This is a genomic window from Aminobacter sp. MDW-2 (assembly GCF_014250155.1).
In the GTDB taxonomy this organism is placed as follows: Bacteria; Pseudomonadota; Alphaproteobacteria; order Rhizobiales; family Rhizobiaceae; genus Aminobacter; species Aminobacter ciceronei.
The window spans coordinates 324,711-339,156 of record NZ_CP060198.1 but is presented as its reverse complement, the minus strand read 5'-3'; the positions used below and the strand labels follow the sequence as shown (position 1 = coordinate 339,156).

Genomic DNA, 14,446 nt, shown 5'->3' with positions numbered 1-14,446 from the left:
GATGAGCGAGACAGTCCTGTTCGACTACTGGCGTTCGTCGGCGAGTTACCGGGTACGCATCGCACTCAACATACTGGGTCAGGCGTATCGGCCAGTATCTGTCGACCTGCTGGCCAAGGCGCAGAAGTCGCCCGAGCATCTGGCACGCAATCCGCAGGGGCTGGTGCCGGTGCTCGACATCGATGGCCACGCCTTCACCCAGTCGCTGGCGATCATCGAATATCTCGATGAGACCCGCCATGCCGGTTTCCTGCCCTCCGATCCGCTCGGCCGCCAGCGCGTGCGCCAGCTGTCCTTTGCCATCGCCATGGAAATCCACGCTGTCTGCAACACCGGTGTGATCGCCGAGCTGATGCGGTTGGTCCCGAATGGCGAGGCGGCGCGCGACGCCTGGATGCGGAAGTTCATCGGCGATGGTATGGCAGCCTTCGAAAAGCTACTCGACCACCCGGCTACTGGCGCCTTCTGCCATGGCGATAATCCAACCATGGCTGACATCTGCTTGGTGCCGCAGGTCTACAATGCCCGGCGCTGGAACGTCGACATTTCGGGCCTGAAGCGGCTGCTGGGGATTTCCGCCCGCTGCGAAGGCCTCGAGGCCTTCGCCAAAGCCCATCCGGATCGCGCCAAAGGCTGAGGCTCAGCGCATCCGCCACGCCTGCGTCCGCTTGATCAGAACCCGCGACAGGAACAGGTGGATCAGGCGTGCGGCGGCATTGGTGTAGAAGATCATCATCGCCATTGCGGCCGCCGGTGCCACATCGCCGGCGTCGTCCATGTTGAGCACCGCCACCGAAGCCAGCGTCGTGTCCTTGGAATAGAGGAACACCACCGCCGACACGGTCGTCATGGCGTTGACGAATATGTAGATCGAGATGTCGAGGATGGCCGGCAGGCAGACAGGCACGGTGACGCGCGCAAACAGCTTGTAGAAGGGCTGCTTGAGCGAAGCCGCCACCGGCTCGAACTCCTGGTCGATCTGCTTGAGCGCGGTCAGCGCGGTAAGGTGTCCCACCGTGTAGAAGTGGGTGATTGTACAGACCACCAGAATGGTCATGGTGCCGTAGATGGCATGCAGCGGGTTGGCCGGATCGTTGAAGAAGAAGATGTAGGCGAGGCCGAGCACCATGCCCGGCACTGCCATCGGCAGCATGGCGAGGAACTGGAACGCCGTGCGGCCGGCGCGGAAGCCGTCGGTCTTCTCGACCATATAGGCGCCGACGAAGATGATGACCGTTCCGATGACCGCCGTCAGCGCCGCCAGCCGGATCGAGTTGTAGTACGAACCCCAGCCGCCGCCATCCATGCGGTCGAAGGCGAAATGCTTGAGACCGAGGCTGAGGTCGTAGGGCCAGAGCTTGACCAGTGCCGCGAACTGGCTGGTCGCCATGATGCCGAGGATGAAGACGGCGATCAGCGAACACCAGGCGAGGCAAAGCGTGTCGAATCCGCGGTTCGGCTTGGGCTGGTAGGGCACCGAGCGCGCTGACAGCAGCGCCACCTGCTTCTTGGTCACCATGCGGTCGACGATAAAGGCGGCGATGGCAGGGACGAGCAGGATGACCGAGACGACCGCGCCCATCTCGAAGTTTTGCTGGCCGATGACCTGCTTGTAGATGTCGACGGCAAGCACATTGTACTGACCGCCAATGACCTTGGGCAGGCCGAAATCGGTGATGACAAGGGTGAAGACGACGAAGGCTGCCGAGATCAGGCCGTAGCGGGCGCCGGGAATGGTCACCGTCCAGAAGGTGCGCCAACGACTGGCGCGCAGCGAGGCGGCCGCTTCGTAGTGGCGCTGGTCGGAGATCGCCAGCGCCGTCGAGATGATGATCATCGCATGCGGGAAGGCGAAGAAGATCGAGCCGACGACGATGCCGAGCGGGCCGTAGATCGAGGCCCCCATCAGCAGATCCTTGAGCATGCCCTGGTTGCCGAACAGGTAGATCAGGGCAATGCCGGGAAGCAGCGACGGCACCAGGATCGGCACCATGGCAACAAGCTTGAAAACACCCTTGAAGCGCATGCAGCTGCGGTTCAGCGCATAAGCGAAACCGAAGGCTAGCCCGACGGTGATGATGGTGCTGACGAGTGCGATGAACACCGAGTTCTCGATCGAGCGGAACAGCGTCGGCGTCGAGAAGTAGGCGGCGTAGTTCTCAAGTCCGAGCGCCCGTGACGGCCTGAGCATCACGCGGCGGAAGTCGTTGGAGGTGAGTTCCTGCCATTCCGTTCCGGTCTGCGGCTTGAGGCCGACGAGATAGGTTGCGTCAGAAGTCGTGCCACGAATCTTGTACTTCACCGGGCTGCGGAAGCTGAAGTCGGGGAAGAAGCTCGTCGCCTGCAGCCGCCCGTCGGAGTTGGTGGCGAGCTTGGCCGGCGGTACCGCATCGAGTTTCTCGTTCAGCGCTGCCGCGGTGACAGGTTGGCCCCAGTTGCCGTCCTTGTCGCTGACCTGGAACTCGAAATTGGCGAGGTTGAAGCTGTAGGTCGAGAACGATTTGGACAGCATGATCGCCAGGGGGGCTGCCAGCCCCACCACCAGATAAAGCGCGATCACGACCATCAGGCCGCGCTTGATCAACTCGTCGCGGTCGAGCCTGAGGCGGAGGCTGCGGCCGACGGGAAGGGCAGAGTCGAGAGCCATCGCCATGTCAGGCACCCCTAGGGTAGATCAGCAGCCGTTCGGCCGGCAGTTCGACCGTCAGCGCCACGCCTTGCACCAGCGACAGGCGGCGCGCGGCATTGATCGAGAAATCTGCAATCAACGTTTCATTGCCGAGCGCGTGGCCGTGCAGCCGGGTGCGCCAGAACGACCCCAGGAATTCCATCTCGCTGATGGCGACGTCGATGGCGTTGGCGGTCGCACCGTTGGCGAGAGAGCCGCTGGCGTGGGGGATGACGTCTTCCGGCCGGATCGCGGCGATGACCGGCGTACCGTCGTCGAAATCATGGGCAGCGCAGCTGAAGCTCGCCGCGCCGATGCCGACGGCGTTGTTCGACGCCCTGGCCTCGAACTTGTTGGCCTCGCCGATGAAGTCGGCGACGAAGAGAGTCGCCGGGTGGCGGTAAATCTCGGTCGGCGTGCCGATCTGTTCGATGACGCCGTGGTTCATCACCACGATGCGGTCGGCCATCGACAGCGCCTCCTCCTGGTCATGGGTGACCATGATGGTGGTGACGCCGAGCTTGCGCTGCAATTCCTTGATCTCATGGCGCAGATGGGTGCGCACCTTGGCGTCGAGTGCCGACAGCGGTTCGTCGAGCAGCAGCAGGCCGGGCGAAATGGCAATGGCGCGGGCAAGAGCAATGCGTTGCTGCTGGCCGCCGGAAAGCTGGGCCGGGTACTTGTTGCCCTGGTCGGGCAGGCCGACAAGCTTGAGCAACTCGGTGACGCGAGCCTCGATCTCGGCACGCGGGCGCTTGGTGTTTTCGAGGCCGAAGGCGATATTCCTGGCGATCGTCAGGTTGGGGAACAGCGCGTAGGACTGGAAGACGATGCCGTAATCGCGCTGCGACGGCGGCAGGGTCGAGATGTCGCGCCCGCCCTGTTGGATCGAGCCGCGGGTCTGCAGGTCGAGGCCGGCGATGGCACGCAAAAGCGTGGTCTTGCCGCAACCCGACGGGCCGAGGAAGCAGACGAACTCTCCCTCGCTGATGTCGAGCGATATGTCCTTCAGCGCATGGAATTCGCCGAAGGCTTTCCAGACGTTTGCGATTCTGAGATAGGCAGGCTTCACGTTCGGGCTGGCGGCGGTCATGGCGCTCACTTCAGTCGGAATTCGCGGCTGCCCGGCGAGGGTTTCGTGTCTCATCGTAACCATCCGGCTTGGGGGCAAGGGGCGGGCGCAGCCCGAGGCGACGCCCGCTTGTCGAGGGTGGCTGATGGAGGTCAGCTCTTCGGCTCGGACTTCGAGTCGTAGCGCTTGGTCCATTCCTCGAGGATGGCGTTGCGGTTGTTGGCCGCCCACTCGAAGTCGTTCTTGATCATCCTGGCCTCGATGTCGGCCGGCAGGTGCTCAACCGGCTTGGCGACGCCGGGCATGGCGACGACCGCATAGCCGACATTGTACATCTCGTTTGCCTTCTTCGAGACCGACCAGTCGAGCAAGGTCTTGGCAGCCTCTTCCTTGGACGTGCCGGCCACGATTGCCGACGCTTCCATGTCCCAGCCGATGCCTTCTTCGGGGATGATGATGTCGATGGGCGCACCCTCTGCCTTCGACTTGGCGGCGCGGAACTCGAAGGAAATGCCGATTACCGTCTCGCCTGCGGCTGCCATCTTGCACGGCTTGGAGCCCGAATGCGTGTAGGCGGCAACGTTCTGGTGCAGGCCGTCCATATAGGTCCAGCCGTCCTTGTCGCCGAACAGCTGCAGCCAGCTCGATACGTCGAGGTAGCCGGAGCCTGATGACGCCGGGTTTGGCATCACCACATGGCCTTTGTATTCAGGCTTGGTGAGGTCCTTCCAGCTCTTCGGCGCGGTCAGGCCAAGCTTCTGGCCTTCGATGGTGTTGAAGCAGATCGAGGCTGCCCAGGCGTCCATGCCGACCCAGCTCGGCGGATTGTCGCTGTCGACGAAATTGGGCTTCAGCTGGTCGGCTCCCTTGGGCGCGTAGGCTTCCAGCATGCCCTCGGACTTGAGAACCAGAAGCGAGGTGGCGGCGAGGCCCCAGACCACGTCGGCCTGCGGATTGTCCTTCTCGGCGAGCAGCTTGGCGGTGATGACGCCGGTGGAGTCGCGGATGAAGTTCAGCTTGATGTCGGGATGGTCCTGGTTGAACGTCTCGGCATAACGCTTGAGGTCTTCGGCCTCGATGGCCGTGTAGACTGTGAGCTCCGTCTCCGCCCAGGCCGCCGATGACATCAGCATCGTCGCAAAGGCGGCAAGCGCGAAGGTTTTCTTCTGGTTCATTGAAGTGGCTCCCATTTGAATCGCTTAGGCACGTTCTGATTGGGAGAGGTTTGTCGGGCCGCGTTTTGGCTGTGCCCGTTTGCGCCTCGTCCATGGTCGATAGTGGGAACGGGCGGTCAATAAGTAAAATCTATTCTTTTTATGATCTGGTAGGCTGAGCTTATGTGATGCACAGGGTTGCGACAGGCATGTGACAAGGCTGCCGCATGCTTGTGCACGGGCGTTGGTTTTTGCACCGAAACGCAAAAGCTTGCCGGCCTGTCAGCCTGAGAAGGCGAGTGCGATCACCCCGCCGGCAACGATGACGGCTGAAAAGATGCGGGCCTGCCACGGTTGCTCGCCGAATATGAACAGGCCGATGAGGGCTGCGATGATGACGCTCGATTCACGCACGGCCGAAACAGCCCCCAAGGGCGCGATCGTCTTGGCGTAGATGACGAGGCCGTAGGCGGAGACGGCGCCCAGGCCGCCGACGAGGCCGAGCGTGACCGTCTTGCGATCGATCTTGTGGGTTGCGCCGCGGCGTCGGAACAGCACGAACAGCGTGACGGGAAATTCGAGCAGGAACAGCCAGCCCATATAGCCGAACGGGCTGTCGGACAGGCGCACGCCGATGCCGTCGATGACCGAATAGGAGGCGATCAGCACGCCGTTGATGGCGGCAGCGCCGACGGCGCGCGGATCGGCATGGGCTGCGCCGCGCTGGAAGGCGAGGAAGGCAATGCCGAAGGTAATCGCGCCAAGCCCGACCCAGCCTAAGGGCGGCAGAGTCTCGCCGATCATCACATAGGCACCGAAAGCGACAAGCGCCGGGGCCAGTCCGCGGGCGATGGGATAGACCTGGCTGAGATCACCCAGCCGGTACGACTGGAACAGGAAGACGTAGTAGCCGTAGTGGATGACCGTCGACAGGAAGATGTAGATCCAGCTCGCTTGCGACGGTGGCGTGGCGAAGAACACCAACACGAGCCCGAGCGTGGCATGGGTGGCGGACACTGCTGCCAGGACGACGGCACGGTCGGTTGCGGCCTTGACGACGGCGTTCCAGCTCGCATGCAGCAAGGCTGCCACCAGCACGATGGTAAGGGCAAAGCCGGACATGCGTTCAGGCTTTCAGGAAGGTCGCAGGCAAGGGTAGTGTCCCGGTCGAGTACGAGCCGGCGTTAGGCAACAGCATTTCCCCTCCAAGCACATGAGGGAGCACCAGGCTCCCTCATCGACACTCATCTGATTTGCCGGCTCAAGACAAGGCTCAGACCCAGGGCAAAGAGAAGGTCTTGACGTTGGTGAAGCTTTTCATCGCTTCGATGACGCCTTCCTTGTAGCCGTTGCCCGAGTCCTTAATCCCGCCAAATGGCGACATCTCGATGCGATATCCCGAGACTTCCCAGATATTCACCGTGCCAACCTGCAGGCCGGCGATGTATTTCTGCATGCGGCGGAAATCGTTGGTGCAGACGCCTGAGCAGAGGCCGAAGGTGGTGCAGCGATCGGCTCGTCGCCCGAGTTCTTGGTCGCGCCGGCGACAGCCGAATCGGCCGCCTTGGCGACATAGTTATCGGACAGTTCGTTGAGGCTGATCGGTGGTAGTTACCGCCGAGTTCCTGCACCTTGCACCTGTAGCCGGCAGTGCGGGTCGGCTGGCGGCATCGATCGGTTCATCAACACAGCCAGTCTCCGCAAAGCGGCGAGCCGACCGTGCTCTACCGCAGTTTGCGATCCTTGGCTTGCGCTGCCAGCAGCACGAACGACACCGCCAATATCGAAGCCAGGAAGATCGAGCCCGACAGGGCATAGATCGTCGGCGAGGCGCCTGAGTTCATCTTGCCGAACATCGCCAATGGCAGCGTGTTCTGCCGTCCGACCAGATAGAAGGCCCGGCCGAATTCGTTCAGCGACAGCAGGAACGAGAAGATGAAGGCAGCCACCAGGCCTGGCTTGATCAGTGGCAATGTCACGTCGACCAACTGCCGCCACCAGGAAGCGCCGAGATCGGACGCGGCAAGCAGGTAAGAACGCCTGACGGCTGCCATGCTGGTGAGGATGACGGTGAAGGCGAATGGCAGCGCCCATAACAGATGGCTCGCAGCCACCGTGCCCCAGAACGGCTTCAGTCCGATGCGCCCGAAGATCACCGAAAGCGACAGGCCCTGGATGATCCCTGGAACGAACATCGGCAACAGCACGAACATGAACCAGCGCGAGCGCCATTTGCCGAGATCCATATAGGCCAGAGCCGACAACAGCGCGAGACCGGTTGCCACCAGCGCGGTGATGGTCGCGACCAGAAGGGATTCCTGCAATGCGCTGATCAGGGTGCGTTCCTTGGCGAGCGCGAAATACCAGGTCAGGCTGATGTCGGACAGCGGCGGCAGAGCGGGCTGCAGCGCCGGATTGAACGACACCGCCACCAGGTAGAGCGGCGGCAGATAGATGATCGCCAGCCCTATGGCAGTCATCAGCCAGATGGCGGCCTTAAGCGGGCGGCTTTCGAAACCGGCTACCATGTGAATCCCTCGAACAGGCTGGTCAGCTTGAACAGTCGGTTGCCGATGAAAATCAGTCCGAACAGGATGATCAGCACCAGGGTCGAGATTGCGAAGGCCAGCGGGAAGTTCACAACCCGCATGACGTCGTTGATCATCACCGAGATCATCGATGCGGCCGCACCGCCGAGCATCTGCACTTCTGTGGCCGAGCCCGCCGCCATGACGAAGACGAAGAGGAACCCGGCAAATATGCCGGCTTGGGTCAGTGGCAGCAGGACGGAGCGGAAGGTCCGCCAGAAGCCGGCGCCGAGATCCTGGCTGGCGGCGAGCAGCGATGGCTCGACGCGTTGCATCGACAGGATCAGCGGAAAGATGACGAAGGGCAGATATGAGGCGACGAGGCCGACATTGACGGCAAAATTGGAGAACAGCAGCCAGTCCAGCGGCTGGTCGACGATCCCGAGATCCATCAGCCAGCCATTGATAAGGCCGTTGCGGCCGAGCACCAGCCGCCAGGAAAAGGCGCGGATCATGTATGAGGTGAAGAACGGAATGGTGAACAGCGCCATCAGCAGCAGTGCAGTCCGCCTGCTTGCCAGAAAATGCACTGCCATCGCGGCGGGATAGCCTATGACGACACATATCGCGGCGGTCAGAAACGCCTTGCCCAGCGATCCGACGATGACGCTCCAGCGCCCGGCCTCGAGGATCGCTGCATAGCCGGCCAGGCTGAACTCCGGCCTGATCCAGTAGGTCGCGGGATCCCAGGTCCAGAAACTCCAGACGAGGATGACGATCAGAGGCACGAAGCCCAGCAGCAGCACGATGAGTGCGGTGGGGAGTGCGAGTAGAAGGCCGGGCGATTTCATCTGGTTTCCAGAAAAAGGCGGGGGAGCGCGAACCGCTCCCGCCGCTGTTGGTCGCAATCAGGCGTTACGCAGCTTCTGCCACCATTCTTCGTAGAGCTGGAAATTGTCCGGGCGCGTGTTCTGCCAGGCTACCTTGCCGCTAAACTTGGCTTTGACGTGCTCGGCCAGTGCCTTGACCTTTGACGGGTCGAACTGGCTCGCATTTGCCTCGGCGTAGGCAACATTGCGATCGCTCGGCACGACGTAGCCGCGCTGTTCGCCAAGCGTGCAGCCATAGAAGCCGTCGAGCAGCCAATTGGCGAGCTTGTGGGCGTCGTCGCCAAGGCCGCGGTCGACCGCGCCTTTCAGCAGAACGAGGTTGTTGCCCCAGCCTTCGTAGCCTTCGACGGGTGCGGCGTACTCGACCTGCAGACCGCGCTTGCGACCTTCGTAGACGATGGGCTCCCACCCGGTCATGGCCAGCACCTCGCCATCGCCGACAAGCTGCACGCCTTGCTCCCAGCCGCTCCAGAAGGTGCGGAACTGGCCATCCTTCTTGTGCTTGATGAGGAACTCCATCACCAGGCCAAGCTCGTCCGCGGTCAGGTTGCCCGGATTGCCGATCTTCTGGTTTTCCGTCTCTTTCAGGTACATGGCTGCAAAGACGGCGCTGTTGATCCAGGCGTCTTCCATTGCCACTTGGCCCTTCAGCTTCGGATCGAAGATGACGCCGTAGCTGTCGACCTTACCCAGCTTGTCGGGGCGATAGATGATCGAGTCGGCGTTGATGACGGCAGGCAGGCCGTACTGCTTTCCGTCATGGTGCAGGTAGGGGATGTCTTTTGCCCACTGCCAGACGCTTTCGTAGTTGGGGATCTTCGACAGGTCCCAGGGAACGATTGCGCCCTGGACAGCGAGTTCCTTCTCGGCGCCGCCCTGCAGGCCACCCATATCGAAGAGGTCGTTTGCGTTGCCGGCGACAAGCCGCGCGACGGCAGGGCCGGGGTCGTTGCCATTGTCTGTGAAGGCAACGTTCAGGCCCGCATCGTCAGCTGCCCGCGACCAAGCGTCGCCGACATCAAGCGTGCCGGTCGCCCAGAATGCCAGATCGCCCGCGGCCAGTGCCGACATCGGCTGAAACATGGATCCGGCCGCCAATGCCGCACCTCCCGCCCCGAGCGTCTTGAGCAATTGACGTCGGCTGATGTTGCTCGCCATCGCGGCGTTCAAGGAATTCATGCTGTTTGTCATCGCGTTACCCCTTCTTTTTATGAAAATCTTCTCAGGATGATCAGGTGTCACGGTTCGCCGCAGTTCAGGATGCGGGCACGGGCACCAAGGCACCTCCGGCGAATTCGAGCCGCACCGGATTGCCCGGTTCGGGCCAGGCGTCGGCGAACTCGACCGGGATTTCGGCGTCGAGCTTCTGGCCATCGCCGAGCTCAAGATAGAAGTCGAAGAACCGGCCGCGGAACTGGCGTCCGGCCACGGTCGCTGCAAGTGAGCTTCCGGGCGCTGCATGCACGTTCGCGAGCGAAATGCGGTCGGGACGAACCGCCAGGAGTCCCATTTCCCCGACGTCGCGAGCGCCTGGCAGAACCAGTCGCTCACCGGCTATGACAGCGACTGTGTCGCCGCCGCTGCGTTCGAGCCTTTCAGGCTTGAGGACGCGTTCCATGCCGACGAAGCGTGCGACGAAATCATTAGCGGGAGCGGCAAAGAAGTCGGCCGGCCGTCCGACCTGCTCGAGCCTGCCCTTATGCATGATGGCCATACGGTCGCTGAGGCTCAGCGCTTCGTCCTGATTGTGGGTGACCAGCACGAAGGTCGAACCGGTCCGCTTGTGCAGCCTGCCGAATTCGTCGCGCATCTGCTGGCGCAGTCTTTCGTCGAGTCCGGTCAAGGGCTCGTCGAGAAGCAGGATGCCCGGCTCCATGACGAGCGCGCGTGCCAGAGCGACCCGCTGCCGTTGCCCGCCAGAGAGCAGGTTGACGTTGCGTTCGGCAAATCCTGCCAGATCGACCAGGGCAAGCGTGCCGTCCACGCGTTTCTTGCGTTCAGCGGCAGCCACACCCTTCACCTTCAGCCCGTAGGCGACGTTGTCGCCCACGGTCATGTGGGGAAACAAAGCGAGGTCTTGGAAGACGGTATTTGACGGGCGGCGGTTGGCCGGCAGGTCGGTAACGTCCTGCCCATCAAACAGGACACGGCCGGTGGTGGGGCGATCAAACCCCCCGATCAGTTTAAGCAGCGTGCTTTTTCCCGAACCCGACGAGCCGAGCAATGTGAAGAATTCGCCGGCCTCGATCTTGAGACCCACGCGCTCCAGGGCTTTGACCGTGCCAAAGGTCCTGGTTACGTCGTCAATTCCAATCGAGATGGCCATGGACTAGCGGACCTCTTCGGTGATTACCATGATGCCCCGGTCGGTGACCTCCAGGACTTGCCCTGCATGCACGAGCGTTGTCGTGGTGGGCTCCTCGACAAGCAGCGGGCCACTCAGACGCTCACCGCAGGGCAGGCCGTTACGATCATAGACAGCGCATGATTTCCAGCCGCCATCGTTGCCGAAATAGACTTTGCGTTCGCCCTTTCGTGCCTTGGCGACAGTGCGGCCGTCATTGTCGATCGGCGGGCAGTCGATGACGTTACCGGCGATCTCGGCCTGAAGATGCAGGTTCGTCACCTCGATGCGTGCATCGGGCAGGCGGAACGAATAGGCGGTCTCGTGAGCACTGTGGAAAGCCTCGGCGAAATCGACGAGTTGCATCGACGGTGTGAACCGGGTCGATACGCTGTGCTCCTGTCCGTGATAGCGCATTTCGACCGTGTAGCTGAAGGTGACGCCGTCCGTGTTGTCGCGGTCGAAATAGGAAAGCGCCTCGCCTTCCATGTCGGTGAAGAGCTTGGCCAGTTCGCCGAGCGACGAGGCGACGAGCGGCGAAAACCACGTCTTGCGAATGTCGGCGCGTGGATGCGCGGCCAGCATGCCCCAGGCCGAGAAGATGCCCGAATGCGGTGGGATGATGATCGACTTGGCGTTGAGTTCGCGACCAAGGCGAGCGCCCAACATCGGCCCGGCGCCGCCGCTGACGACCAGAGCAAGATCGCGTGGGTCGTGACCGCGCTGGACGGTAACCAGCTTCAGCGCATTGATCATGTTGGACTCGGCAACGTCGATGATGGCCTGGGCGACGTCGTCCACCGACAGGCCGAGCGGTCCGGCCAGCCCGGCGATTGCCTGCTGTGCGAGTTCGACGTCGAGGGTCATGGCGCCTTCGGCGAATGCGGCAGGGTCGAGCAGCCCGATGGCCACCTTGGCATCAGTGACAGTCGGCTCGGTTCCGCCTAGTCCGTAGCAGGCAGGTCCGGGCGCGGAGCCGGCACTTTTCGGGCCAACCCGCAGGCCGCCGGCAGCGTCGATCCAGGCGATCGAGCCTCCGCCCGAGCCTATCTCGACGATGTCGACCACCGGCACCTGGACCGGGTAGCCGGGGAAGGTACGGGCCCATTCGAGCTTGTATTCAGCATCGAGATTGGGCTTGCCGTCACGGATGAGCGTGCATTTTGCCGTGGTGCCGCCAACGTCGAGATAAAGCACATCCCTTTCGCCGAGGATCGCACCAATCCTTGCTGCGCCGGCCGCGCCGCCCGAAGGACCTGATTCGACGAGGGTCAGCGGACTGGCGACGGCTTGCGAGAACGTTGCGACCCCGCCATTCGACAGCATGGCATAATAGGCCGAATACACGCCCTTGGCGGCAAGCGCCTTTTCGAGGTTGGCGAAGTAGCGCTGGATGATCGGCTGCACATAAGCGTTGAGGGCAACCGTGTTGGTGCGCTCATACTCGCGCCATTGCCGCGAGATCTCGTAGCTGGCGCAGACGGTGACATCAGGCAGCAGGTCGCGCAACAGCTCGGCGCAGCGCTTCTCATGATCCGGATGGGCGTAGCTGTGCAGGAAGATGACCGCTACGGCCTCAACTCCCTCGTCAAGGAACAGGCGCGCAGCCTCGCGCACGTCGTCTTCATTGAGCGGTTCGATGACCCGTCCGTCCGCGCCAACCCGTTCGCGGACCTCGGTCCGCAGCTTCCTGGGGATGAACGGTTCGGGGCTGTGGAACTGCAGATTGTAGAGGTCCGGGCGGTTGCCTCGGCCGATCTCGAGCACGTCGCGGAACCCGGCTGTGGTGACGAGGGCGGTCCTGACGCCCTTGCGTTCGGTGATCGCGTTGATCACCGTCGTTCCGCCATGGGCGAAGAACCGGACCTTGTCTGTGTCCAGGCCGCTGGCACTCTCTGCGCGGTCGATCACGTCGAGCACGCCGATCGACTGGTCCTGCGGAGTGGTCAGGCTCTTTGAGGTGAAGACCTTGCCCGTCTTCTCGTCATATCCGACGAGATCGGTGAAGGTGCCGCCGACATCGGTTGCAAGTCTGATCATTTCGTCGCCGTGCCCCGGTGATTGTATTCCGATGCCGCTCGCTCTGCGCTGATGTAGCCCGAGCGGATGTCCTCGGCGATCGCGTCCCTGCTTCTCTTGGCTGGATCGCCCCAGCCGCCGCCACCGCCGGTAGCGATGCGCAACAGGTCGCCCTTGACGACGCGGCGGTGGGACAGGCGGCCATAGGTGACGGTGTTCGCTGTCTCCTGGTCGACAACATCGAGCCGGTTGAGACTGCCGGAACCGCCGCCGTCCATGCCCCAGGGCGGCGTCCGCGAGCGGCCGAAGCCGCTGTGGATATCGGCCTCTCCGGACAGAATCTCGTATTCACGCACGACCCCGAAGCCACCGCGCCACTGGCCTGCGCCGGCCCCGCCTTCGACATTGAGCGCGTAGCGGCGGACGTGGAGCGGAAACTTGGCTTCGATCAACTCCACCGAGTAGTTGTAGGTATCGCCGTCGGTCAGGGCGATGACCGCGCTGGCGCCGTCGCGACCGGGCGCGCCGCCCCAACCGCCATGCTGTGGCTCGATGTGGATGAATTCTTCGCCGTCGGCGGTCCGGCCATTGATGTAGGTGACGCAGAGGCTGGAGTAAGAGCCGGCCGAGAAACGTTCAGGCATCAGCGGTGCGAGCGCCTTCCACACGAGTTCGGAGGCATGGACCGAGCCTTCGTAGTACCAACCTGTCGGCGAGGGCTTCTGCGCCGTGAACACCGTTCCGTCGGGAGCGATCACCGAGAGTGGCCGGAACCATCCTTCGTTGGACGGCTCCTGCGGTGCCACCAGCGCCTTGAAGATGGTCTTCACGGCCGAACTGAGCGCTCCACGCGCGCAGTTGATCGGCCCTGCCGCGGCAGGCGGGCAGCCGGTGAAATCCACTTCCATGCGGCCACCCGCGATCCGGATGGCGACCTTCACCTCGATGGGATCGGTGGAAATACCATCGCCGTCGATGATGTCGGTCGCCTCGTAGGTGCCATCCGGCAGTGCCGCAATGACGTCTTGGCTGCGCCGCTCGCTGACGTCGAGGAGGTGATCAAATGCGTCCTGAACGGTAGCCGCACCGTATTTCTCGACCATCTCCAGGATGCGGCGCTCGGCGATGCGCACCGTGGCAAGCTGCGCATTGAGGTCCCCCAGCGCGACTTCCGGCAGACGGACATTCTCGCTGATGATGCGGACCATGTCGGGCAACAGCTTGTCGTCGCGCGCAATACGCACGCAAGGCAAGCGAAGGCCTTCCTGGAACACCGAACTGGCGTCCGGAGGCAGGCTGCCGGGCACCGCGCCGCCGACGTCCAGCCAGTGAGCGACATTGATGGCAAATGCGATGATGCGGCCTTCGGCAAAGATCGGGCGCATGATGGCCAGATCGCAGGAATGTGTGCCTCCGGCATAGGGATCGTTTGTGACCAGGACGTCGCCCGGCGCCATGTCGTCGGCGAACCTCTCGACCAGGCTGCGGACTTGGGTGGCGAATGTGCCCGTGAACAGTGTGATGCCGTTGGTCTGGGCAATCAGGTCGCAGTCGCGGGTGCAGATGCCGCAGGCGAAGTCCAGAACCTCATAGATGACGGGACTCATGCTGGTCCGCGCCATCACGATACCCATCTCGTCGACCATCGACAGTAGCTTGCCCTGGATGATCTCCTGGGTCACGGGATCGACGGCTCGCACTTGCTGCTCCATTCCGCACCTTTATGACTGCAGCGCCTATCTGCTGCCCATGCGGAAAGGTTGCATCGTGG

The 14,446-nt window shown here is 62.7% G+C and carries 11 protein-coding genes and 1 pseudogene; 1 reads left to right on the top strand and 11 read right to left on the bottom strand.

All coding sequences use genetic code 11. The features are described 5' to 3' along the window. The first annotated feature begins 1 nt into the window (after window position 1). On the top strand, window positions 2–637 hold the full coding sequence (gene maiA / locus H5P29_RS30225; RefSeq protein WP_067967988.1) for a maleylacetoacetate isomerase: 636 nt from the start codon (window positions 2–4) through the stop codon (window positions 635–637). 3 nt (window positions 638–640) lie between these two features. Here maiA and H5P29_RS30220 read toward each other — a convergent pair whose 3' ends face one another. From H5P29_RS30220 to H5P29_RS30170, 11 genes and pseudogenes are all read right to left on the bottom strand, one after another. Next, window positions 641–2,653, bottom strand: coding sequence for a putative 2-aminoethylphosphonate ABC transporter permease subunit (locus H5P29_RS30220; RefSeq protein WP_067967991.1), 2,013 nt, complete (start codon window positions 2,651–2,653; stop codon window positions 641–643). 1 nt (window position 2,654) lies between these two features. After that, window positions 2,655–3,815, bottom strand: a complete 1,161-nt coding sequence (locus H5P29_RS30215; RefSeq protein WP_067967993.1) for a putative 2-aminoethylphosphonate ABC transporter ATP-binding protein — start codon at window positions 3,813–3,815, stop codon at window positions 2,655–2,657. A gap of 77 nt (window positions 3,816–3,892) precedes the next feature. Further along, entirely contained in the window at window positions 3,893–4,915 is a 1,023-nt protein-coding gene (locus H5P29_RS30210; RefSeq protein ID WP_154384352.1) for a putative 2-aminoethylphosphonate ABC transporter substrate-binding protein, read from the bottom strand. Between the two features lie 261 nt (window positions 4,916–5,176). Then, complete coding sequence (locus H5P29_RS30205) at window positions 5,177–6,016, bottom strand: DMT family transporter (protein ID WP_067967998.1); 840 nt, start codon at window positions 6,014–6,016, stop codon at window positions 5,177–5,179. Between the two features lie 151 nt (window positions 6,017–6,167). Beyond that, window positions 6,168–6,398 (bottom strand): annotated as a pseudogene (locus tag H5P29_RS30200) (aldehyde dehydrogenase family protein); the annotation flags it as partial. Between the two features lie 220 nt (window positions 6,399–6,618). Beyond that, complete coding sequence (locus H5P29_RS30195; RefSeq protein ID WP_067968004.1) at window positions 6,619–7,422, bottom strand: ABC transporter permease; 804 nt, start codon at window positions 7,420–7,422, stop codon at window positions 6,619–6,621. Further along, complete coding sequence (locus H5P29_RS30190) at window positions 7,416–8,273, bottom strand: ABC transporter permease (protein ID WP_067968007.1); 858 nt, start codon at window positions 8,271–8,273, stop codon at window positions 7,416–7,418. The genes H5P29_RS30195 and H5P29_RS30190 overlap by 7 nt, the downstream gene beginning before the upstream one ends. A gap of 57 nt (window positions 8,274–8,330) precedes the next feature. After that, window positions 8,331–9,491, bottom strand: a complete 1,161-nt coding sequence (locus H5P29_RS30185) for a PotD/PotF family extracellular solute-binding protein (RefSeq protein ID WP_371818661.1) — start codon at window positions 9,489–9,491, stop codon at window positions 8,331–8,333. Between the two features lie 76 nt (window positions 9,492–9,567). Further along, entirely contained in the window at window positions 9,568–10,638 is a 1,071-nt protein-coding gene (locus tag H5P29_RS30180) for an ABC transporter ATP-binding protein (protein ID WP_067968013.1), read from the bottom strand. A 3-nt stretch (window positions 10,639–10,641) separates the two neighbouring features. Beyond that, a complete protein-coding gene (locus H5P29_RS30175) occupies window positions 10,642–12,696 on the bottom strand; it encodes a hydantoinase/oxoprolinase family protein (RefSeq protein ID WP_067968016.1) in 2,055 nt (684 codons plus the stop codon). Then, window positions 12,693–14,387, bottom strand: coding sequence for a hydantoinase B/oxoprolinase family protein (locus H5P29_RS30170; protein WP_067968019.1), 1,695 nt, complete (start codon window positions 14,385–14,387; stop codon window positions 12,693–12,695). Before H5P29_RS30170 ends, H5P29_RS30175 begins: the two co-directional genes overlap by 4 nt. Between the last annotated feature and the right edge of the window lie 59 nt (window positions 14,388–14,446).